A 22,253-nucleotide genomic window follows, 5' to 3' on the forward strand; every position below is an offset into this window, starting at 1 on the left:
ATCTAAGATCTAAAATCGATTGACGGTTTGGGTTCTGGCAATACGCGATCGGAACTAAAGCAAGTCGGTTTCTGATACCGTTTGAAAAGGCTGAACGCCACAAATATTTTTCTAATCTAAAATCTAAAATCTAAAATCTAAAATCGAATGACAGATGAATTTGATACTGATTTTATGCGATCGACAACCCAGATCGATCGCCCGGATGTAGCCTCAGCGCTTTCCGAATCAGGGTTTGCCGCAGTTTTGCGAGAACAAGCTTGCCTTAAAATTCGCGAAAGCTTGCGTGCGGGGCAGCAGGACATGGCGGATTGGCAAGGCGGCCCCCTTGCTGTTTCAGCGGTTCCGGGGGCCGGGAAGTCTACGGGAATGGCTGCTGCGTCGGCAATTGCGATCGCCCGCAACCAGCTTCACAGTCGCCGCCAGTTAATTGTCGTGACATTTACGCGATCGGCTGCTGCTAATATTAAAGCTAAAATTCGGGAAAGATTGGCAGAATTGTCTTTATCGCAAGGCGGTTTTGCGGTGCACACTTTGCACGGTTTAGCTTTGAATATTGCGATGCGCCATCCCGATTTGTCGGGTTTAAATTTAGAAAATTCAACCTTAGTTACTCCCACTCAAAGTCACCGATTAATTCGCACTTGTGTAGAACTTTGGGTTGCCGAAAATCCCCGCAGATATCAAGTTTTGTTGGAAGGACAGCAATTCGACGGAGAGGAAACGGAGAGGCTGCGGCGACAATCGGTTTTGCGGACAGAAATTTTGCCACAGGTAGCTAAAACTGTGATTCACGAGGCGAAATCTTCTGGTTTATTTCCCGAACAGTTGTTAGAAATGAACGCTCTTGATACTGGGGACGGTTATGAGATTTTAGCAGTAGCTGGGGGTTTATATCAAAAATATCAGGCTTTGTTGAGGAGTCGGGAATTCATCGATTACGACGAGATGATTTTAGCCGCTTTGCGGGTGTTGGACAATCCGAGGGCGAGGGCGATCGAGCAAAAGCAAGTATTTGCTGTTTTCGAGGACGAAGCGCAGGATTCTACACCTTTGCAGACTCGGCTTTTGGAAACATTGGCGATCGATCCCGATCATCCTACTTTACCTCCCAATTTTATCAGAGTTGGCGACCCAAATCAAGCGATTAATTCTACTTTCACTCCCGCAGACCCGATTTATTTTAACCAATTTTGCGATCGCTGCGAAGTAGAGAATAAGTTAGCGACAATGGACGGCGCAGGTCGCAGCACCCAAGTAATTATCGATGCGGCTAACTTTATGTTGCAATGGGTAAATAGCTCGAAATTAGCGGGAACCGAACAGCCTTTTCGCGACCAAACTATTAAGCCAGTACCCAGCCACGACCCGCAGCAGAATGCAAATCCGGCTCCCATTGGTCGCGGCTTAGAATTGCATACTCCCCGCGATATTTACCATACAATTGAGTTAATTGGCAAGCGGGTAATTGAGTTAGTAGAGGAATTTTTACCCACCGATTTTGAATTTGCCAGGGATGGCAAAGATATCGATTCAGGCGGGGAAGCGAGCGATGGGGAAAATAGTGCCAAATTGCCGTTAGAAAATCTGAAATCGATGGCTATTTTGGTGCGGGAAAACAAACAGGGTAAGTTTATCAAAGAAGTGCTGGAAAATCCTCAAAAACACGGATTAAGCTTTGATTTGCGGAAATACGGGATTAAAATTGAGGATGTGGGAGAGCGGGACAGACATTCTCAAGTACCTTGGGAAATCTTAACACTGCTGCAATTCCTCGATCGCCCGCACTCTCCAGACTACCTGAAAGCAGCATTAAAGATTTTGAGCGATCGGCAACTGATCCCCAAACAAGACTACAATGCTTTTGCGACTAGCCCCGAGAAATTTCTTTACCCCGGCCCGCTAGACCCGCAGCAGTCAGACCCCGTTCGCAAATGTCGCTATTTTTGCTGCGGTTTGCTGCAAGCTAGTTTAGAACTGCCACCCTACCAAATCATTTCATTCTTAGCCTTAGCGCTGCAATACGACCAAACAGAATTAGCCACCGCCGACAAATTAGCAGAACGAGTAGCAATCCAAACAGCCGGCAACAATTCAATGCGGAATATTTTGGATGTACTGAGCGAAATTGTCAGTTCCGAAAGATTTGAACCTGTGGATGCAGACGACAAAATAGAAGAACGCTATACCAGCAAAGGTCAACTAACAATTATTACCATGCACAAAGCCAAAGGATTGGATTGGGATTGCGTATTTTTGCCGTTTCTGCACGAACAAACTATCCCCGGAAATTTGCGAGTTTTGCCGCAAACCCGATTTTTAGGAGATTTCACTTTAGCAGAGGTAGCGAGAGCACAAATTCGAGCAAGTTTGCACGAAAAATATCCTTTACCAAATCTAGGCGAAGCCTGGGAACAAGCAGGTTATTTGAAGACAGCAGAAGAGTTTCGACTGCTGTATGTGGCGATGACGCGAGCAAAAAGCTTGCTGTGGATGGCGGCGGAGAAGAAAGGGCCTTTTACTTGGAACAAACCGGAGAATTTGCAGGAGCAAAAACCTTGTCCGGTAATGCCTGTTTTGAAGCAGAGATTTCCGAGTAATGCCATATAAAAGAAGTAAGAAGTAATCAGTAATAAGTAGCTCGTTCCCCGGCTCTACTCATGGGTGAGAACTTAAGGTGAAGTTCCCCCTTTTTGGGAACTTCTAGCTTCTATCCAAGCCTTGGTATATAATGCTTTGAGTAACCTACGACTCGGTTAACCTAAATTGCTAGAAATATCCAGGGACGGTTAGCCTAACCCTCTGGTTAGTACAACTAAATACACATCCTTGTGTAGGATTCACCAGGGGATCATCTCACTTTTGATGCGCGCTATTGACGGTAATATGAAGTTCATATATTGCCCGAAAGTCTTTCTTCATTTAATACGCAATTCTCCACCATTCTGATTGTTTTAAGGTGGCTGCTAACCTGTAAATTCGCTCAGAATTCAGGTGGTTTTGATTACTCAACAATAAATATTTGCTGCCTCTATCTGTAATTCCTACTGCTAGACTATCTCTCGTTGCCACCCTGAGTTCAAAATGGTGTTTCTGCCTTTAGGTATAACCTTTCTCCCAACTGCGGATGCTCAAATGAAAGTTCCCTCGCGTGCAAGTGTAGCCGCTTCGCAGCAGCCCGACATCCGTAAAGCCGATCGCCCAAAATCGGTATCCCTAACCCTCGAACATTCCCTGCATGAACCCTCAATTGATGCGTGCGTCCCGTCAGCGGCAAAAACTCGACGCGAGTAAAATTTCCCTCCCTCGCCATTACCTGAAAGCGAGTAACACTGGGTTTTCCGCACTCCGAATTGACTTGCTGGTAAGGGCGATTTTCTGGATCGCCCCAAAGTGGGAGATCGATCGTCCCCGCCTCAATTTTTACACTACCCGAAAGCAGCGCTTCATAAACTTTGTGAACCTGCTTTGTTTCAAATTGCTGCCTGAGTTGACTGCTAGTTTCTTTGTCCCGCGCCAATAGCAAAATACCCGATGTTTCCCAATCTAAACGATGCACCGCATTCAAATCAAAACTATCCGGTAATAAGTTACGCAAACGACTAAAAACACTATCTTGATTTTGCAGATAACGACCCGGCACTGACAACAATCCAGAGGGTTTATTAACCGCAATCAACCATTTGTCTTCATAAATAATCGGTAGCATTTGCGTAACGGGCAAGATGCCCGTTCCACAAGAAAAATTATTGCTTGTGGGGTGGGCTTCTAGCCCGCCCGTAAAACCCTCATCCATATTAGAAACAATCGGATTTTGAGCCAATCCTGACAGCAAAAAACCCATCAACGGCTGACACCGATCGCTACAAGCGCCATAAAATTCTCCCTGAATCTTATCCCCCGATGGCGGCCCCCACCAAAACTCAGCCATTGCCAGCGGTTTCAGGTTGTGTACTGCCGCGTAGTGGAGCAATTTGGGCGCGCAACAGTCGCCGGTGCCAGTGGGAATAGAATTGATTGGCATCAATGAAGAGAGCGATCGCGATTTTCCCAAAAAATTCACCAGAGTGTAAGCCGCGTGCATTTGTGTCTGAAGTTCGCGGGAAAGTTCTTTTCGCTGCTGTTTCAGCGCCCGCATCCGCCCATCCGCAGCTTCAATTAATTGTTTTAGCGGCTGCAATGTTTCATCCCGCTGCCGTTTTAATTGCCTGCGTTCCATTTTCTCCAAACGGCTTTCTTGATTCAGTTGTTCCAGGGCAACTTCTAGTGTTTCTGCTGCGAGAGTTTGACACAGTAACTGGCGTTTTTCGTCTCGCTGCTGCTTGCAATTGCGATGCCGATCGCTCAAAACTTGCAATTGCACTTCAAACTCCCGAAATAAGGCTTCATACTCTTGTCGCTGCGGGAGTTGATTCAGTGCAATAAGTTCCTGTTTCATCGCCTCCAATTGAGTTAACGTGCGGGCTTCCTCAAAAGCAACTCGATCTCGTCCCGGAATCGGTGGCACCCAGCCCTCAACAATGCTGCAACCGTTCAGCAGCCCGGAAAATGCTTTGAGTATCCGCTGTTCCCCCGAAGGCATCTCCACCAGCAATATGCCGTACATCTTCCCTTCGCGATCGTAGGCATCGTCAGCCGCAAGGTACTGCATCAAACCCCGGGCGACTTCCTCGGACATTCGAGTGCGCGGCAGTCTCAGCAGCTCGCCGCTTTGAGGACAACGGCCTTCGTACCAATAATTCGGGTGGGAGTCGATAGACTCCCAATGACAGTCCGTGAAATCTAAAAGCGCGTCCAACTCTAGCATCTTGAATTTGGTTTTAAACCTGAATTAGGGCATAGGTGCTTGTGTCCTCGATGCTTTCGGTCAATCGAAAATCGAAAATCGAAAATCGAAAATCGACTGACCGTATACAGCCGTGTACTGCAAGGGGGAAGGGTGCATAATTTTATACCTACTCGAATTAAGTAAAAAGGATTTGTCGCACCAAGCCTGATATGCTAAATTTGTTTCCAAACAGCAGCGATATTAAGAAAAGCATAAGTTAATATATAAGACCGCAAGCTTGTTATCCCACTAAATTTTTATGTGAAAGGCGTATGCCAGACCTCTCGACTTCGGCTACAGAAAACTCCTCAAACCCCCAACCAGCTCTGCTGCCGCCGATTTTAAGAATTTTTGCAGCATTTCCAGACTACGATCGGGGCAATAGATTGTACGCCGCAGGAAGGTACGAAGCGGCAGTTCTTTGCTACGGAAAAGCGGTTCAAATTAAGCCGGACTGGGCCCGGGCGTGGCTGAATCTGGGCAAAGCTTACAAGCAACTGCATTCCTACGCAGAAACCGTAGCCTGCGCCGATCGAGCTACAGCAATTAATCCCGAAGAATACTGGGCTTGGATGCTGCGCGGGACAGGGCTGTTAAGTTTGCAAAATCACTCAGAAGCGATCGCGGCTTTCGACACCGCAATTCAAATCAATTCAGAAAAGCACGAAGCTTGGTATCAGCGAGGCCGAGTTTTAGAGGAATTGCAGCAGTGGGATGCAGCCGCAAGCTGTTACAAAAAAGCAACCCAACTTCATCCGAATTTGCCCGGCATGTGGTACCGGCAAGGCAACGTGTTGGTTCAAGCGGAGCGCTACCCTGAAGCCGTGGCCGCTTTCGAGCGCGCGCTGAAACTCGTCCCAACAAATTGGGAAGCTTGGCTGAACCGAGGTTTGGCTTTGATGAAAGCGGAACGCTACGCTGAAGCTGTAACTTCTTACGATCGCGCCATTCAACTGCAACCACAAAATAGTCTGGCTTGGTTCAATCGGGGCATTGCTTCAGCAAAATTGCACAAATATGCAGAAGCCGTGACAGCTTACGATCGCGTACTGCAAATGCAGCCCAACGACTGCGAAGCTTGGTTTTATAAAGGAATGGCCCTCAAACACCAGTGGGCAGACGCGGCAATTGCTTGTTTCGATCGGGCAATTCAAATTAATTCTTTTTATCCCGAAGCATGGATCGGGCGCGGTCAAACACTGTCAGAATCGAGAGATTTTGAAGGGGCGATCGCTGCTTTTGACCAAGCCGTTCAAATTAATCCGAATTTTCCCGAAGCTTGGCTGGGTAGAGGCATCGCCCTAGCAGGATTGGAACGCTACAAAGAGGCAATTATCGCTTACAGCAATGCCCTACAAATTGAAGGTAATTTTCTAGAAGCTTGGAACTTGCGAGGCGAAGCTCTGGAAAAATTACAGCAATACGAAGAAGCGATCGCCTGTTTTGATAAAGTAATCTCTCTGACTTCAGAAGCAGAAATTACATCAAAAGTAGGGCTGCAGCAAGGCGCAGCGCTGGAAAAATTGCAGCGTTACGAAGAAGCCGTCGCAGCTTACAACCGCGTACTAAAAATCGTGCCAGACAATTTTGAAGCTTGGTTGCAACGCGGCAACGCTTTGTCAAAATTGCAGCAGTACGAACAAGCTCTAGCATCATACGATCGAGCAATTACTGTCTGGCCGGATAACTATCAAGGCTGGGTACAGCGAGGTCTGGTCCTAGGGGAAATGCAGAATTATTCCCAAGCACTCGTCGCTTTTGACCAAGTGATTCAACTCAAGCCCGACAACTGGGAAGCTTGGGCGCAGCGGGGCGACGTTTTGCAAAAATTGCAGCGAACTCAAGATGCCATTAGCTCTTACGGAGTCGCCCTCGAAATCAAACCCGATTACTACGAAGCTCTAGTCAGTCGAGAAGAATTGAGACTCAAAGGCGCGATGTCCGGAAAGTGGTAAGGGGAAATTGACAAATAGCTTTAATTTTTGAAATTGCTTTGTTCCTCGTAATACTGCGCTGGGGTAAAGCTTGAACTATTTAAGTTAAAACTAAAAAACTTCCCTCTTCTCTATGCTCCCTGGAAACAATCCAAAAGAGCCGGAGACAACCTCTCCTCTAGCCTTTGTGGGTTATCTAAATAAATCATTTCGACCTCATCCTAGATTTGCTTAGGAATAATACAAAAGCGCTTACCCTAGCCACGATGGGTTCATGGCGGTACTATCAAATTGGTTGGTAGTTTTATACAGTTCGTATTGCCCTTTTGCCGCTGCCTCGCGAGTGCGATTCAGCATTGCTGCAACTTGTACTCGATCCATCGGCTTAAACGTGCGAGCGGCCTCAAACGCTTGATCGAGGAGTTGCATACTATCAATGCCAGTAATCACAACAGAAGTAGGCAGATTCATCGCATAGTGGAGGCATTCGATCGGGCTTACTGTATTACTTCTAAGCACGTAGGGGTCGCCCATAGATTTCATCCCCAATACACCTATTTGGTTCTTCACCAGCACTGGCAGAACTTGTTGCTCAAAACTTCTGAAATGAGCGTCCATCACGTTCAGCGGCATCTGTACCGCGTCAAAACGGAAATTGTTTTGAGCGGCAATTTCCATCACTCGCAGGTGAACCAAAGGGTCTTTGTGTCCTGTAAAGCCGATGTAGCGAATCTTGCCCGCCTTCTGCGCTTCTACTACCGCCTCCATAGCCCCGCCGGGAGCAAAAATGCGATCGGGGTCTTCCATCCGAATAATTTCGTGATGCTGCATTAGGTCAATGCGATCGGTCTGCAACGCCTTCAGCGACTCATCAATCTGCATCATCGCAGCGCCCTTGGTGCGGCCGTCAATCTTGGTCATCAGAAACACCTTTTGCCGGTAGCCATCCTTGAGCGCTGCACCCATCCAGCGGTGGCTGCGTCCGTTGTGATAATCCCAAGAATTGTCCATGAAATTAATGCCGCGGTCGATCGCACTGCGGATCAGCTTGATACTTTCTTGCTCCTCTCGAATGCGTCCGATATGGTGTCCCCCCAAGCCAATTGCAGACACTCGCTCTCCTGTGCGTCCCAGCGTCCTGTAACTCATCTCGCCGCTTTGGGTTTGAGCTTGGGCTACTTCATTTTTAACCTCTACTTGAGTGAGTTCATCTTGAGCTAACACGGGTTTCAACAACCCTTCTGAAGCAGCCAGCCCTGCTGCAACCAAACCTGAAGCAGAAGTTACTTTTAACAACTTGCGTCTGCTGATATTCATAAATGTCTCCTTCAAAAAACTACTAAGACCTATACTAAATCCCTACTCTTGACGCCCTAACCGCGACAGCTACTTGCGCGTCTCTCAAAATCCCGATCGCAATCCGGCTGCTGCTTCGCCAACTGCCTGCTTTGCCTTATCCACCACGGCTCCCATGCCAAAGAACTCATGAGTTACGTAGGTATAATTGGTTGCCTTGAAAGCAGAACCCGCTTCGCGCAGCCGATTGTCCTTCACCCCGCAACGGGTCAATGTCTGCCGCAATTACCGTCGCAGGGGGCAGACCACGTAGGTTTTCGGCTCGCAACGGTGAAGCGTAAGGATTACTCCCGTCAGCCTAACTTTTGAGATATTGGCTCCAAAGGATATTTTCTGATTCATAAACTTCTCCAATAAATAATAATGATGAAGCGTGCGATCGGGTCTTTCCAACGAACGAGTGCGCTTTGTGTGTTTGAGACTACTTTTCTAGAATTGACCGCCACCGATCGTAGAAGAGACGATCGCGCGATCGCCCGGAATGCAAACGCTTGACTGCCTTTTGTGACGGTGAACGCGGTAGTTCACCGCAGTCCTACAGGTTGGGCATTAATCCGAACTCGAAACAGGCTGTAGGGTTTCTGCCGCAAATCCTGACCGTTGTGATACCTAGCTTGGCGGTGGAGTTGATTTGCCGTGAAATAAAGGTAACCATTCGAGGCGACGGAAAGCGTGTCGGGCCAAAGCACTCGCGGGTCATGCACCAGCCGTTCGATCGAGCCGTCCGGCAGACGACGCTGAATAGCATTCTGCTCGTAGTTTGTCAGATAAATGCGGTTTTGAGCATCCGACTCCAAGCCATCGGAAGCTCCTCCCTTCTCGCCGTGGTCTACCACTGTGCTGGCAACTTCTCGATCGGACATCGGCTCGTTTACTAAGGCATCGACCGCCACGCTGTAGAGTCGTCGTGATGCAAGTGGAGTGTAGAATAGTCGCTCTCCATCCGCACTAATTGCAATCCCGTCGGAACCAATTTTGATCTGACTGGGCGGTTGACCCGGTTCTCGATTCATAATGGGCATCCCTTCCACACTGGGTAGAAAATTGGGGACAGCTTTCGTGGAAGGATGATCGTTCAACCGCCGCCAACTTCTGCCGGAGTCCAAGTCAACCACAATAATTCCATTTGGTCCCTTGTCGGACGAGTCGGTAATGAAGGCCATTCCAGCCTTACCTCGCCGCAAATCAAAGCGAACATCGTTCAGGTAAGTTGTTGGCAATGCCACATTTGGGGGAAAGACAATGGTTTTAAAAATCTGGTTTTGCTTCAGATCCACTCCGACCAATTTTGCTCCACCGGGCTGTGGTGGGCCAAAGTTGATGCTGGCAGTATCTAAAATCCACAAGCGATCGCGCGGGTCAACCACCACACTTTGAACCGAAATCAGGGACTTTGATGGGTCGCTTGGGTTCGGGCGATTAATTTCAGGATTAGGATACGCCACAGTCTGACCATTTCTGACTTCAGCAACAGTGTACTCTACGCGATCGCCCCATTTAGGAAAGTTCACGAAGATGCGTCCGCTTTGGGAAACAGTAACGCCTGTAGGCATCGGACCGTTGAAGACCGCAACGGGTTCAATATCGCCAACCGTTTGCTCTTTGGGCAGCGTTGTTCGATCGATCTGGGCGGGTTGAGACTGGGCATAAACAGCAGAGCCGAGAAAACCGACGGTTGCAAGAAATAGTAGGATTTTAAGGATCTTCATAGAATACCTTCTTTATACTGATGCCATTGGCATGAGATTTTGTAGAAGAAGATCGGACGAGTGTCGCGGACAAAAAAGCCTCGGACACGCCGATCGTCGATGATCGAAAAATCAGAATCTGTTACCAAAAAAATGATGAAATTTCTAGTTTTAAGAGTTCCTAGACCCGCCAGCGAAGGCTTTTAACTCAATAGCATCGTGACTGCAAAACACGCGCACATCTTTACTATGCTGCACCGATAATGCGTGCAGCCGACCTTGATTGAGCAACCTAGCCTTGCGATCGACCTCCATCATCCATTGGTAGGCGCGCAGACCGGGCGTGCAGCGTCGGTTAGCGGCATCCATCTCGTGTCGGTAGAAATAGGCATCGCCTGCGTGCAGGAGCCAGCCATCTGGTGTATCAATGGCAATGCCTGCATGACCGCGCGTGTGCCCCACCAAGGGGATTAGCAAAATTTCCGGTGGCAACCCGTCGAGGTCGCGGACTGCTTCAAAACCGAACCAAGGTTCGCCACCCGCCGAATAGTATTTCCACCGTTTGACTTCATCCCACTGCCCCGGACGATAGCGCCTTTTTGTGATGAAACCGTGCCGATCCTGTGTGGCATCGATTTCAGCCTGCATGACGTGTACCGTGGCTTCAGGGAAATCCTCTAGACCACCGGCATGATCGAAATCGAGGTGGGTTAGCACAATATGGCGCACATCGCTTGGTGAAAATCCGAGCTGTTCAATTTGATGGATGGCCGTGTACTTGCGATCGAACTGGATGTTATTAAAGTGGACGAAAAACGGGCTGAGCCGGGAGTAAGGGGACTGGATATCCCGCAGCCCGAAGCCGGTATCGATCAGAACCAGTCCCTGATTCGTTTCAACGAGCAGACAGTGGCAGACGAGGTTAGCCGTCAAACCCCGACTGAACCCATCGAAAAGCGCCCCTCCAATGGGACACATACAGCCACAATTGAGATGATGAATTTGCATAAATGTGCTGTACTAAATTACTTAGGCGATAACCCTTTATTCCTCAGTCCCCATCCAAGGCCGATGCTGCATAATGGCATCGATGAACGCCTGAGAAAACTTCGCTAAATCCTCACTACTGGGAGAAGTAAACACGCTTTTATCGGCTGCAATCTTGCCATTATCTGCGATGTTTACTTTCTTTAAATCGGCACATAAGAATAGTAAGACGGGCGCGAATTATTTGTTAGCAGAACCCGGTTCAGTAAGCTGGCGGTGCATTTCGGCATTGACGGTATCAGGCAAAACCTTGCTCGCGCTGGCGAGAATCTTTGTCTTGAGTGAACCCGCGATAATGTCGTCCTTACCCGCCATCAGCGCCTCGAAGCCCTGCTTGGCAACTTCGGCCGCGTCGTCTTTCTTGTCTGCGCCCGCCTTCGTGTCGTCCATTCCCGCGCGATGGAAGAAGTTGGTATCCGTCGGCCCTGGCATCAGCGCGGTAACGGTGACGCCTGTGTCCTTTAACTCGTTACGCAGCCCTTCAGAGAAGGAGTGTATAAATGCTTTAGATGCCGCGTAGACTGCCTCGAATGGCCCCGGCATTAGGGCGGCAATGGAGGAAGTGAATAGAATCCGTCCTTGGCCGCGATCGACCATATCCTTAACTACCCGTTTAGCCAAATGCACAGACGAGACAACGTTGAGGTTAATCAGATTTAGTTCGTCCTTCAAGTCTGTCTCGCGGGCAAAGTCGCCCCCGACGCCGACACCGGCATTAATTGCGATCGCATCCACTGGCCGATTAGTCGCTTTTATCTGGTTGTAGAGCGTCTCAACACCGTCGTAGGTAGCGAGGTCTGCCTGCAATGTCTCGACTTTGGCACCGAGCCCCTCAAAGGCTTGAGCCGCTTCATTGATGCTCGCTCCGGTGGCGGTGACTAGGAGATCGAACCCGTTTTGAGCGAACTGTTTGGCGAGTTCGTAACCGATACCGTTAGAGGCACCCGTCACGACAGCCAAGGGCCGGGTCAATGAACTGTTTATAACCATTTAAAATCCTCTGTAACTGCTTCACGCTCGTTTGTCTAGGCTTGCTTCTCTCTGTACCAGACAATCTTTGTGAACTGTGGGCTTTCAACTTTTACAATGCTAGGGAGGTAGGAGTGCGATCGCATCTTTCCCAGGACATAAGCTGTTAGGCATTGAAATACGGGATAATCGAAAACAAACTTTATGTAATTAGTGTGAAAATGACAGCAGAGAATCATCTCAGAGAAAGAGCCAATAGAGAAACTACAGAAAGCGTTAAAAAACGAATAAAAGGGAAACCTTATATTAAAAATAATGATTACATCATTACTGAATGATGCAACGATATAGCTAGACCCGCTGATTTTTTGTGTTTTTTGTTTAATTTTTTTCTCTTTGTTCCTTTAGAAAAATTCATAGAATTTAGCAATTCTAAAAGATGAACACATTAATATTTATTTAAGGGTGGTTAAATAATATCACCACCTCACCAATAATTAGAATATAAATTTGGCAGAGGAACCGCTCAAAGATTAGCAGCTCGTTGAAAAACTAGCGACGGCACAAAATTAAGTAGCTCACAAATACAGAAGATAGATATAGTTTGTCTGATAAAGACCAGATAATCACCTCTCTTGTTTCTTTAAAAGTCAGTTTTGTTTTGAAGCCGTGAGCAATTCTGTTCCCTAATATCAACACTTAATTTTTTTTACCGGGTAAGTGCAATCATTTTTTACATTTTTACAATGTATTGAGAGTCGCCAATGAGATTTTTCATAAGCTCAAAGTGAATCTATTTTGAATAAAAATTACAACTGATTTTTCTGCTTATGGAGGAATAGCCACAATTCAAGAGGGCAATTCTGGCAAAGTCCCTCTATATCGGGTGAAATTTGATGTCTATATGTATAAAATGCGCGTAGATATGGCTAATAACTCTTTTGATAATTATTTGGGAACCGCCATTCTCTGGCGCTAAATCGGATGCGATAAGAGACGGGAGATGGGAGATGGGAGATTGACTCCGAAGATTAATCCTGGGCTAAAAACATTTATCTCTGGTGGAACGGGCAGGAGGCTTGCCCAAGGAGAACAGTGCCTGATGTCAGTTATAACTGAATCTCAGGCACTGTTCTCAATCAGACCCAATCAACCTGGTAACAGCGATGAAAAATCTCAGATATCAGGTCGATCGCGCAGCAAGAAACCAAGTGGAGGATGCCAAGAGTGTAAGATGTCAGTTATCACGAATACTTTCTGTTGGCGATTGCCCGACGGCACAGAAAATTGAAAATTATGACAGCCAATTGCTGATTCTGGTGGCTTCATGTTATAGTGGTTTTCCAAGAATTAAATTCGGTTGCGTAGTTTGTTGGTGTTTATTTACAAGCGTCTCTCCGAATCTAAGTCTCTGCACCCTAATGATTCTGGAGATTTTATGTCGATTTACGTGGGTAATCTTTCATATGAGGTAACATCAGACGACCTCAACGAAGTATTTGCCGAGTACGGTACTGTAAGCCGCGTCCAAGTGCCAGTGGACCGGGAAACAGGCAGGATGCGGGGTTTTGCTTTTGTGGAAATGGCAAGCGAGGCAGAAGAAGCAGCAGCCATCGCAGCTCTAGACGGTGCTGAATGGATGGGCCGCGACTTGAAAGTCAACAAAGCCAAACCTCGCGAAGACAACAAACGCTCATCGGGTGGCGGCGGCTGGGGCGACAAAGATCGCTCTTCACGCGGACGCTACTAAACTTTGAGACTGAAAATTTGAGTTGTGGTAGTTGACGGCAGGTGCGAATGCTGCTTCTTTTTCTGGTGGTTCGATCGACCCATCACATAAAACTCCCAAACCTCTAAATCAGTTTTGCCCCCTCCTTCGAGGGGGCTTTGTTTTTGGCGAAAAATCCCGCGAGGTACGTCGGCGGTGCAGTTCCCAGTCTCGTTCGTAATTCAGTACCCTCTTAACTGCTTTTTTAAGAGGCTGTCGGGATTTCGCGGCTCGACTCCTGTAAACTATCAAACTAGAATTAAGCAGCAAGAAAAGTTAGAATAACGGCAAAACTGAATATTGCCAAGAACAGCCAAACTATCTTTACCGAAGATTAGTCGAGAAAACCAGCCGAATATCAGCCAATATCTTGATTTTGCCTCAATAAAGATGTCCAAGGTCTACAGCACGGCGGAACTCATTAAAATCCTCGAAGAAGAGCGCCAAGCCTGCTTGCATGGGCGGCGTCTCAATTTGACTGAAACTCCTGCTACAGGCAACCCCGTGATTGACCGCTTTCTCAAATCTGAGGGAGTTCAGAAGTTCACTGCTTATCAAAATTTTAAGGCTGCCGTGCACGAATACCAGCGGGAACATCAAGTTTCTGGGATTGTCTGGCGGGAAATCGCGGTTAAAGGCAATACTCTACGCTATCCGGCAGTGGATGACGAATTAATAGCTCTACCGGTTGATTTGATCACGCTGAAGGCAGCTAAGATTTCTATGTTGGAATTCTGGCAGCAGGTAACTGCCGGGATGGATTTGTATTTAAGCATTAACAGCGGGAAGGATTTTCGATCGATCGAGCCGGTTGATGTAGAGGCTATAGCCCAGCGCACAGAATGGGCCAGTCTCTCGAAGTGGGAAAAGTTGGATTTTCTAGAAATTTTGTTGCAGTTGGGCTGGGGGAAGCCGGAGGAAGCTTATTATAAGCGGGGATGGCCGACCTCGGGCAGCGAGTACATTCACGCCGTAAAACCCGGACAGCGGCCGATTTGTTAATTGGTAATTAGTAATTTGTTTGTAGTCAGGACTTTATTCCTGATTTGACTTGTTAAACGTTAAACCCACAATCCGGCAGGGAATGAATTCCCTGCCTCAAAGCTAAAGTCCTCGCTATGAGGACTGAGATAGGACTTACGCATTAACAACGTAACTAAGTCCTTCTGAGTCCTGAGCATTGCGAAGGAACTGAAGAATCTCAAAGCCTTGCAACACCATCTAGAGTGCGTAATTCCTGTTAAACTCCTTAGTCCTCATAGCGAGGACTTTAGCTATTAGCCTGGGAATTCATTCCCAGGCGGCATTAACAACTGACATCTGACAAAGCATCAAGCCAAACCACTGATTTGGATCTGTCCAAACCTGCACTGGCATTAAACCACGCTGCGAAAGTTCTTTTTTTACAGTATTGAGATTAAACTTGCGCGATATTTCGCTGCGGATAGTTTCTCCCGCTGCAAATTCAATTGTTAAATTGAGAGAACGCAACTGCACTGTTTGTACTTTTTTACTTTTTAAGTGCATTTCAATTTGACATTCCTCTTGATTGTAAAAAGCCCAATGCTCGAACTGCGCTAAATCAAAATTTCCCTCATATTTTCGATTTAAATGCCGCAGCATATTTAAGTTAAATGCTGCCGTTACTCCTTGACTGTCATCGTAGGCAGGCTCTAAAATATCCTTCGATTTGTCCAAATCAATTCCCAGCAAAAAATACTCTCCCGGCTGCAATGCACCGACAATTTGCGAGAAGAATAAATCGCATTCTTGAGCGTTGAGATTGCCGAGGGTACTGCCGAGAAAGCAAATCATTCGGGTTGGCAACGGCGACGGTGCAATTTTAGCTAAGGCTAATTCGTAAGTGCTGACAAGTCCGTGAATCTGGAGCGACGGATAATCTGCCAAGAGTTGACAAGCGCTGCTTTCTAGGATAGTAGGACTGATGTCGATCGGCAAATAGTGCAGGGGATATTCCAGTTGACTGTAAGCATCAAGGAGAATCCGAGTTTTGGTGGAACTGCCGCTGCCGAGTTCGACGATTTCGCAGGGGCCAGTTAAATTGGCGATCGCCCCCGCGCACCCCTGCAAAATTGCCGTCTCAGTGCGCGTCAAGTAGTATTCCGGCAACTGGCAAATCAACTCAAACAGATTCGAGCCGCGATCGTCGTAGAAATACTTTGGAGGCAGGGATTTGGGGGTTTGAGTCAACCCGCTAACTGCATCGCTGCCAGCATTGATTTCTGCAGGTGTCAGTGCCGCAGCGCTCACCAGGCGCTCTAAGTGCAGGCGGTTTTCCTTCGTTAAGGCTGAGTTTGTCGTATCGGAGAGTCTTGGGGATTTCATAAAGTAATTTTTAGATGCACATATCGGTATAGCACGCAGCCGCGTTGCCAAATATCGCGCTCAAGTCAGATTTTTCATGCGGCTCTGGATTCTGTATTTTCTCACCGGATGGCGATCGCATCCACAATTAAAACTTAAAATTTCTCCACAAAAATTATTGAATACTTAACCAAACTTGTTTTATTTGAGTTTGTTACATGGAAAAAAGTTGGGCATTTCGCAAACATTTTTTTTCCCCAATTCCCTCTCCAGCCAGTTATCTGAGGTTCGTAAAATAAGCTTTGTAAGGCAAGTATTAAGGAATTTGTTCATCGCCAAAGTCCGATGAATAAATTCCTCACTATGAACAAACTTGATGGTAATTATAATTACCTAGCCAACTACGTAGCGCAGCGAAAACCAGCAATAATTTGCCGCACGCCCGGATAGTACCAATTCCGAAAGGTCGATCGCAGTGCCTGCGGAAAAGTCGCCCAACTCCCCCCTTTCAAAACCCGGTGTTCTCCATCAAAATAAACTTGAGAATAGCCCCTGTAAGGATAACTTTCAAATCCCGGATAGGCGTCAAAAGTTGAAGCAGTCCACTCCCAAACATTCCCCAACATATCATAGCAGCCCATCGCACTTGCTCCTTTGGGAAAGGCATCAACGGGCGAGGTATTGGCAATATTATTGCCGTGATTGCACAGGCTGCCGTTTGGGGGTTCTTCTCCCCAAGGATAGATGCGATATGTTTGATTTGTGGCATCCCAACTCGCAGCTTTTTCCCATTCTGCTTCCGATGGCAAACGCTTGCCAACAAAGTTGCAGTAAGCTTCGGCTTCGTACCAAGTCACGCCGCAGACTGGATGGTTGTTGAAAGCTGGATTTTCTGACCAGTAAAGCGGTTGAAAGACGGCTTCGCCTTGCAGCCATTTCCAGCCGTCCGCTGACCACCAATCAGGGTTTTGATAGCCGCCGAATTCCATGAAATCTCGGTATTGACGGCAGGTGACGGGATAGCGATCGATCGAGTATGCTTCTAAATAACATAGGTGGCGCGATCGCTCGTTATCCAAAGCCTCAGCAGCATCGCTCCCCATGTAAAATTCCCCGGCCGGAATTTCAATCGTCGGGGAATCGGTAATTTGTAATTGGTAATCGGCAATTAATCTTCCCTCTTTCTTATTCCTTCTATCCGTTACGTCCCGGAAATCCGTTAAATCCGTTACCAAATCCGTTGCCGAACTTCCTTCTTCCTTCTTCCTGTGCATTTGCAACACGAAAGCAACAGTTTCGCAGTGCTGGCTTTCGTGCTGAATAATAAACCGCCAGAGACGTTCTTGCTCGTCGATCGGCGCTACTTCCAAATAATCTAACACCTTTTTTCTCACCGCGTCCAGATATAATTCAACTTCAGGTAACGTCGGCAGAAAAACCCGTTGCTTTTTCGGCAAAATATCAGCAGCAAACAGTTGGTGATACTGAGGAAAGACAGGTTCCAAGCCAGCACATCGTTGCAACAGCCACAAATCCTCAGTATAAGCAATGTGACCTAAGTGCCAGCCAACTGGACTGAAATCAGGATGAGCTTGGCGGCAAAAAGTATCGTAGTCGATGTCTGTAAATAGCTTGAAAGTGCCGCGGCGACACTGCTGCAAATCGCGATAAATTGCCTCTCTACAAGATTGGATAGATTTCGATATCACGCTCTACTCCGGTACTGATAATGCTCTGGACTGGGCACGAGTGCCAATTGCCTGCAAATAAAGGTTCAGAAGCAATGATGACAGAATCCGGGAAATTTAAATCGTCCCGCAGCCAATAGAGGGAAGGAGGGGTTTTTTGGGAAGCAAAGCGAGAGGCAACGAGCTGGTGTCCGTCGCTGATAATGATATTAGCTGAAAATTCTACTTGGTGAAAGTTTGCTAGCTCTGCCAAAATTTTCAGCGAGTTTTGCAAAGCAGCTTCTAGAGTTAGATTGGCTGCTGTCAATTCATTGACAAACAAGCCGAAGATATGCTCTGAATCTGTAGTACCGTTAATTGATTGATAAAGCGTATCGCTGAGCCGATCGCGAATTGGTCTGTAAAGAGTTTGCCGAAAATTCTTCACGAAGCCGTTGTGTACGAACAGCAGGCGATCGTTCTGAAACGGCTGACAGTTGCTCAAATCTACAGCTTGTCCTGAAGTTGCACTGCGAACATATCCGATCGCGCATCCAGATTCAACGTATCGACTGATACTCGGAAGGTTAACGTCGCTCCAAATTGGCTGTACATTTTTATAAGTAAACGGGTCAGTATCTAGGCGCGGGTGATACCAACCAATACCAAAACCGTCAGCATTGAGTAGGCCAGAAGTCATTTCGCGGGGATCGTAACTCTGCACAATTAGGGAATGTTCCGGCTTGTACAGAATAGCATCGAGTAAAATCGGCTCCCCGAGGTAGCCAAGCAAACGGCACATAAAATTTTTGCAGCAATGTGATTAGCATTGTAAGTCAATAGCCGAAAAATTGCCCGATCGCCCATCGTCAGTGCTGGGAACAAGGTTTTTTGTAGCCCGCTGCCAGCATCGCAGTACAAACGATACAGTTAAGGTAGAACCCCTGCAACACAAGGAGACTCTTGAATGTTCATCGACGAACTCATCCCAATGGCGAAAGAATTGATCGAACAGCCGATCGCCTTCGCGGGCGGATTTTTATCTGGCCTGCTTCGACTCAACCTTCACGAAGATCCCGTTAAAAGCTGGATCGACGAGCAAGCTGGTTCAACTTCCTACACTACTCCCCCAGCCGAACCCACCAACGGTAAAAGCACGGGGCCTCAGTCAATCTCGATCGACTAAGGAAAAGCAGTAACATCCTCCCAACGCCAAACTGATTACAGTTATGGCGTGGGCTTCCAAACTTCACAGTTTGGCTTTCCGCGTTTTTCCCTTATGGGATTTGCACACTTGGCTAGATTGAATTGCTCAGTCCCCGCTAGAAAATCTGCACAGACACAAGCGATTCCCGTATAGCCTTTCTCAGATTGATGAAGTACAATAACAGCAGTCTGTAAACCAGTTCCAAATATCTTGCTTAGAAAGTTGACGGAATGCAAACTCGATCGCCTTTCCTGATTAGTGATAAATTTGTTGTGTTGATCAAACTGAAAATATATTTATGTTTGAACTATAACTATAAATTCTTAGGTTGGTGATAAATCGGGCGAAGGGGGCGACAATTATATTACTTTCGCCCTTTTTTTTGATTAGTTTTTTTACTTATTTTGTCTATTTATATGACTATTTTCCATCACTACCAAAGCATTTTTCCCTAGTTTTGGTAGGTTGCCGGAGCATGAAAGCCTCAAATGTAATTGTATCATTTTACTTCTTAAAGTAACTTATATTCTAACTTTATCGCTCGTTATATAATGTTGCTGGAAAATATTTTTACACGTTTATTAGTTTTATTTTTAGCCACGGAACTTTTTATTGATATAGTTAAGAATGAATTTATTCAAGACTTGAATTATTTTTATTTTCACTCGTAGCTAAAATTATCAGTTGTTCTGCCTTAATTTTGCATGGTCGCATAAATTAGCTGGTTGAGCAAGCAATATTTTTGGTTTCACGAGCCTGTTTAAAGATTTTTTTAACCAAACTGATAACTCCCAAAAAACACTTAGCTATGGATTTTTGTGAGATTGCTTCCGTAATGATCAACATCGATAATTTTTTGTCTAAAATCAAGATAATAAGCTTTCATTGCTAGTAATGTATGATGTTTTCGATGCTTGGCAAACAAACGTGCTGTGAGTGGAGGGGGCGTCCCCTCCACTTCTGGTGATGGTGTGACTCCTGAGCGAGTTATAGTTCATTTATCTTATATCTTATGTTTTATGTTTTACCGTTATTAATGAGCCAGCAATATGATACCTCATCTGCCTCACAAAGGCTATATCTCTGAACTCCAAACTAAATTATAATCCTACCACTTTTTATAGTTGGCGTCGGCAGGCTTAATTTGTGTAAAGCCAGCTTTTAACCTGTAGACTAAAGGGGTTTATAAAAATGAATTCAGCATCCTGACAACCAAAAACCTAGCGTAACTACGTGGTCACCCAAAATCGATAGCGACTTTCAGGCTCAGGATTTACTCATCAATTAATTAATTACTACTTTTAAAATCTAAAAGCCAAAATAGAAAAATTTAATAGGTAATTCCTCTAGCTAATAAAAGCTATAATATACAAGATATGTTCATGATTGCAGCGAGGATAACTGTAGTAGAAGGAAGCAGAAATAGTATGTTGAGAAAAATGAATTTACAAACCAGACTGATCAGTGCTTTTTTGATGATGGGACTTTTAGTATTTTTAGTTGCCTGGGTAGGATGGAACTCAACATCTAATCTCAGTCAACACATAGATACTATAGGTAAAAATAATTTACCGAGTATTGAAGCATTATGGAAAATTAACGAGGGACAAACCCAAATTGAGTCATCCGAGAGAGCGCTAATTAATCCGGCGCTCAGTCAAGCAGAAAGGCAAGATGCCTTAAACAGAATGGACAAGGCTTGGCAGCAGATTCAAGATGGGTTTAAAGCATACGAAGCCACTCCACGTACCGCAGAGGAAAACGCACTATATCAACAAATGCTTAAGTATTGGGAGAAGTGGAAGCAAGAAGATCAAGAACTCCTGCGAATTAATCAAGAATTTGAGAAACTGGGAATTTTGGATCCTTTGAGCTTGCAGCTAAACCTAATTACTCAAGGTAAAAGGAATTCGCCAGAAATGGCAAGAGCAAACACAGCTAGTAACCTTTTGAATAAACTCAGTCAGCAATCTAAGCTAATTCGCCTTGAATTTATCAAGGCAGAAAAAGCAAATTTAGCCGTAGCTGCATCCAACAGAAAGCAAGCCGACGACGCTTATACAACCGCCGAAAATGATATTAGTAAGACTCAAGTAGCTGTATTTTTGGGGATGACAGTTGGGCCGCTAATAGCGATTATTTTAGGCATAGCTTTAAGCATAGCGATCGCCAAACCTTTAGATAAAGCGCTGAAAGGTATTATTAATATGATTGTCAGTTCTTCTACCGAGATCGCTGCTACAATTGAGCAACAGGAACGTATTGCTGTACAACAAGCTGCTTCTGTTAATCAAACAACTACCACAATGGATGAATTGGGCGCATCATCAAGGCAATCAGCTATGCAAGCCGAGTCAGCTCTTGAGAATGCCAGTAATGTCTTAAACTTGGCAGCAGAAGGCAGTAAAGTAGTGCATAAAACCCAGCAGGGAATGTTGAGTTTGACGGAAAAAGTCGGCGCTATCGCCGATCAAGTTTTAAATTTGAGCCAGCAAACCAATCAGATTGCTAATATTACCAATTTAGTCAGCGATTTGGCTAATCAAACTAATATGCTGGCAATTAACGCTACAGTGGAAGCAGTACGCAGCGGAGAACAAGGAAAGGGGTTTGGGGTGGTGGCGACGGAAATTCGCCGACTCGCAGATCAAAGCAAAAAATCGTCGGATCAGATTAATGATTTGATAAACAGTATTAAGAATTCCATTAATAAAACAGTGATGGTAACAGATGAGGGCAAGAAAACTTTAGATAATAGCCTAAAATTGACTGAAGGTACGGCGGAGAATTTTAACAATGTTGCCAATGCTATTAACAGTGTAGTTGTGAGCAGTCAGCAAATTTATCTGAATACCAAACAGCAGGCGATCGCTATTGAGCAAGTGGTAGATGCGATGAATGTTCTGAATAAAGGAGCAACGGAAACAGCCAGCGGTATTACCCAAAGTCGAATTGGCACTCAAACACTTAACAAAGCTGCTTTAAATCTTACATCCTTAGTTTAATGGAGAAAAGTAATATCCTAACTTGGGGATTAAAGAGATGGAGAGAAAATTTGTCCCAATCCTCATTTCCAATTTGCAAGTCCAAATTTGGCGCAAGGATTGAAGGTGACATCTCCCCGTTTAGGAAAGGGCTGGGGATAGGTGAAGTAGGTTTCCTCAAAGGGCTGTCTAGATGTGTATAGCCATTCTCAAGTGAATGAGGTACAGATTTAAATTGTAGATTAAAGAATGGAAGAAGTGGGGAATTGGTAATTAATTGCCAAGTACCTCACGAAAGTTGAGAACCGCTATATCAACGCTCGCGCTCCAAAGCAACCTAATATATTAGACTTTGTTAGTCACGGGTGCATCTCAGTTTTGCAAATCCCTGAAAAAATAGCTCAAATGAAAAAGCTAGTAAAACCGTAAAAAAAACGATGAGGCGAAAATGACACCCGAAGATAAACAGCAGCTAAAAGC

General features: G+C 45.9%; 17 protein-coding genes. 7 read left to right on the plus strand and 10 right to left on the minus strand.

The genetic code is table 11. The features are described 5' to 3' along the window. Positions 1-147 precede the first annotated feature (147 nt). Positions 148-2,610, plus strand: coding sequence for an ATP-dependent helicase (locus QUB25_RS22905; protein ID WP_333186421.1), 2,463 nt, complete (start codon positions 148-150; stop codon positions 2,608-2,610). Positions 2,611-3,079: 469 nt separating this feature from the next. Here the strand turns inward: QUB25_RS22905 and QUB25_RS22910 are convergent, their stop codons facing one another. Further along, the gene (locus QUB25_RS22910; protein WP_333186424.1) at positions 3,080-4,807 is read right to left on the minus strand and encodes a pseudouridine synthase; all 1,728 of its coding nucleotides are present in this window, start codon (positions 4,805-4,807) and stop codon (positions 3,080-3,082) included. Between the two features lie 293 nt (positions 4,808-5,100). Between QUB25_RS22910 and QUB25_RS22915 the strand changes: the two genes are divergently transcribed. Then, positions 5,101-6,783 carry a tetratricopeptide repeat protein gene (locus QUB25_RS22915; RefSeq protein ID WP_333186427.1) on the plus strand — a complete coding sequence of 561 codons (1,683 nt, stop codon included), beginning with the start codon at positions 5,101-5,103 and terminating at the stop codon, positions 6,781-6,783. A 231-nt stretch (positions 6,784-7,014) separates the two neighbouring features. Here the strand turns inward: QUB25_RS22915 and QUB25_RS22920 are convergent, their stop codons facing one another. The 4 genes from QUB25_RS22920 to QUB25_RS22935 all read right to left on the minus strand — a co-directional run bounded on the left by QUB25_RS22920 (position 7,015) and on the right by QUB25_RS22935 (position 10,688). Then, positions 7,015-8,079: an aldo/keto reductase gene (locus QUB25_RS22920; RefSeq protein WP_333186430.1), complete on the minus strand. Its 1,065-nt coding sequence runs from the start codon at positions 8,077-8,079 to the stop codon at positions 7,015-7,017. A gap of 84 nt (positions 8,080-8,163) precedes the next feature. Continuing rightward, positions 8,164-8,331: a hypothetical protein gene (locus tag QUB25_RS22925; RefSeq protein WP_333186433.1), complete on the minus strand. Its 168-nt coding sequence runs from the start codon at positions 8,329-8,331 to the stop codon at positions 8,164-8,166. A 311-nt stretch (positions 8,332-8,642) separates the two neighbouring features. Beyond that, positions 8,643-9,827, minus strand: coding sequence for an L-dopachrome tautomerase-related protein (locus QUB25_RS22930; RefSeq protein WP_333186436.1), 1,185 nt, complete (start codon positions 9,825-9,827; stop codon positions 8,643-8,645). A 150-nt stretch (positions 9,828-9,977) separates the two neighbouring features. Next, positions 9,978-10,688 (minus strand): MBL fold metallo-hydrolase, encoded by a 711-nt coding sequence (locus tag QUB25_RS22935; protein ID WP_333186462.1) that lies wholly within the window; start codon positions 10,686-10,688, stop codon positions 9,978-9,980. On the opposite strand from QUB25_RS22935, the gene QUB25_RS22940 reads away from it, so the two are divergent. Next, the gene (locus QUB25_RS22940) at positions 10,569-10,922 is read left to right on the plus strand and encodes a hypothetical protein (protein WP_333186465.1); all 354 of its coding nucleotides are present in this window, start codon (positions 10,569-10,571) and stop codon (positions 10,920-10,922) included. The two genes, QUB25_RS22935 and QUB25_RS22940, sit on opposite strands and share 120 nt — an antisense overlap. A gap of 111 nt (positions 10,923-11,033) precedes the next feature. On the opposite strand, the gene QUB25_RS22945 is transcribed toward QUB25_RS22940, so the two are convergent. Further along, positions 11,034-11,843, minus strand: coding sequence for an SDR family NAD(P)-dependent oxidoreductase (locus QUB25_RS22945; RefSeq protein WP_333186439.1), 810 nt, complete (start codon positions 11,841-11,843; stop codon positions 11,034-11,036). A 1,155-nt stretch (positions 11,844-12,998) separates the two neighbouring features. Further along, positions 12,999-13,151, minus strand: coding sequence for a hypothetical protein (locus tag QUB25_RS22950; protein WP_333040727.1), 153 nt, complete (start codon positions 13,149-13,151; stop codon positions 12,999-13,001). 109 nt (positions 13,152-13,260) lie between these two features. Between QUB25_RS22950 and QUB25_RS22955 the strand changes: the two genes are divergently transcribed. After that, entirely contained in the window at positions 13,261-13,572 is a 312-nt protein-coding gene (locus QUB25_RS22955; RefSeq protein WP_333040726.1) for an RNA-binding protein, read from the plus strand. 408 nt (positions 13,573-13,980) lie between these two features. Then, a complete protein-coding gene (locus tag QUB25_RS22960) occupies positions 13,981-14,592 on the plus strand; it encodes a hypothetical protein (protein ID WP_333040725.1) in 612 nt (203 codons plus the stop codon). Between the two features lie 288 nt (positions 14,593-14,880). Here QUB25_RS22960 and egtD read toward each other — a convergent pair whose 3' ends face one another. The 3 genes from egtD to egtC all read right to left on the minus strand — a co-directional run bounded on the left by egtD (position 14,881) and on the right by egtC (position 18,384). Further along, entirely contained in the window at positions 14,881-15,936 is a 1,056-nt protein-coding gene (gene egtD, locus QUB25_RS22965) for an L-histidine N(alpha)-methyltransferase (RefSeq protein WP_333186443.1), read from the minus strand. A gap of 380 nt (positions 15,937-16,316) precedes the next feature. Then, entirely contained in the window at positions 16,317-17,624 is a 1,308-nt protein-coding gene (locus QUB25_RS22970; protein ID WP_333186446.1) for an ergothioneine biosynthesis protein EgtB, read from the minus strand. Then, positions 17,596-18,384: an ergothioneine biosynthesis protein EgtC gene (gene egtC, locus QUB25_RS22975; RefSeq protein WP_333186449.1), complete on the minus strand. Its 789-nt coding sequence runs from the start codon at positions 18,382-18,384 to the stop codon at positions 17,596-17,598. Before egtC ends, QUB25_RS22970 begins: the two co-directional genes overlap by 29 nt. Positions 18,385-18,549: 165 nt before the next feature. On the opposite strand from egtC, the gene QUB25_RS22980 reads away from it, so the two are divergent. Together QUB25_RS22980 and QUB25_RS22985 are read left to right on the plus strand one after the other, a co-directional pair. Further along, entirely contained in the window at positions 18,550-18,768 is a 219-nt protein-coding gene (locus tag QUB25_RS22980) for a hypothetical protein (RefSeq protein WP_333040721.1), read from the plus strand. Positions 18,769-20,228: 1,460 nt separating this feature from the next. Beyond that, positions 20,229-21,794, plus strand: a complete 1,566-nt coding sequence (locus QUB25_RS22985; RefSeq protein WP_333186452.1) for a methyl-accepting chemotaxis protein — start codon at positions 20,229-20,231, stop codon at positions 21,792-21,794. Positions 21,795-22,253 lie beyond the last annotated feature (459 nt).

The sequence above is a fragment of the Microcoleus sp. B3-D7 genome, assembly GCF_036705305.1.
Taxonomy (GTDB): domain Bacteria; phylum Cyanobacteriota; class Cyanobacteriia; order Cyanobacteriales; family Microcoleaceae; genus Microcoleus.

Bases quoted from the DNA above. Each gene is read 5' to 3' on its own strand.
- QUB25_RS22905 (WP_333186421.1), top strand. From the start codon at position 148: ATGACAGATGAATTTGATACTGATTTTATGCGATCGACAACCCAGATC.
- QUB25_RS22910 (WP_333186424.1), bottom strand. From the start codon at position 4,807: ATGCTAGAGTTGGACGCGCTTTTAGATTTCACGGACTGTCATTGGGAG.
- QUB25_RS22915 (WP_333186427.1), top strand. From the start codon at position 5,101: ATGCCAGACCTCTCGACTTCGGCTACAGAAAACTCCTCAAACCCCCAA.
- QUB25_RS22920 (WP_333186430.1), bottom strand. From the start codon at position 8,079: ATGAATATCAGCAGACGCAAGTTGTTAAAAGTAACTTCTGCTTCAGGT.
- QUB25_RS22930 (WP_333186436.1), bottom strand. From the start codon at position 9,827: ATGAAGATCCTTAAAATCCTACTATTTCTTGCAACCGTCGGTTTTCTC.
- QUB25_RS22940 (WP_333186465.1), top strand. From the start codon at position 10,569: ATGGATGGCCGTGTACTTGCGATCGAACTGGATGTTATTAAAGTGGAC.
- QUB25_RS22945 (WP_333186439.1), bottom strand. From the start codon at position 11,843: ATGGTTATAAACAGTTCATTGACCCGGCCCTTGGCTGTCGTGACGGGT.
- QUB25_RS22950 (WP_333040727.1), bottom strand. From the start codon at position 13,151: ATGAAGCCACCAGAATCAGCAATTGGCTGTCATAATTTTCAATTTTCT.
- QUB25_RS22955 (WP_333040726.1), top strand. From the start codon at position 13,261: ATGTCGATTTACGTGGGTAATCTTTCATATGAGGTAACATCAGACGAC.
- QUB25_RS22960 (WP_333040725.1), top strand. From the start codon at position 13,981: ATGTCCAAGGTCTACAGCACGGCGGAACTCATTAAAATCCTCGAAGAA.
- egtD (WP_333186443.1), bottom strand. From the start codon at position 15,936: ATGAAATCCCCAAGACTCTCCGATACGACAAACTCAGCCTTAACGAAG.
- egtC (WP_333186449.1), bottom strand. From the start codon at position 18,384: ATGTGCCGTTTGCTTGGCTACCTCGGGGAGCCGATTTTACTCGATGCT.
- QUB25_RS22980 (WP_333040721.1), top strand. From the start codon at position 18,550: ATGTTCATCGACGAACTCATCCCAATGGCGAAAGAATTGATCGAACAG.
- QUB25_RS22985 (WP_333186452.1), top strand. From the start codon at position 20,229: ATGAATTTACAAACCAGACTGATCAGTGCTTTTTTGATGATGGGACTT.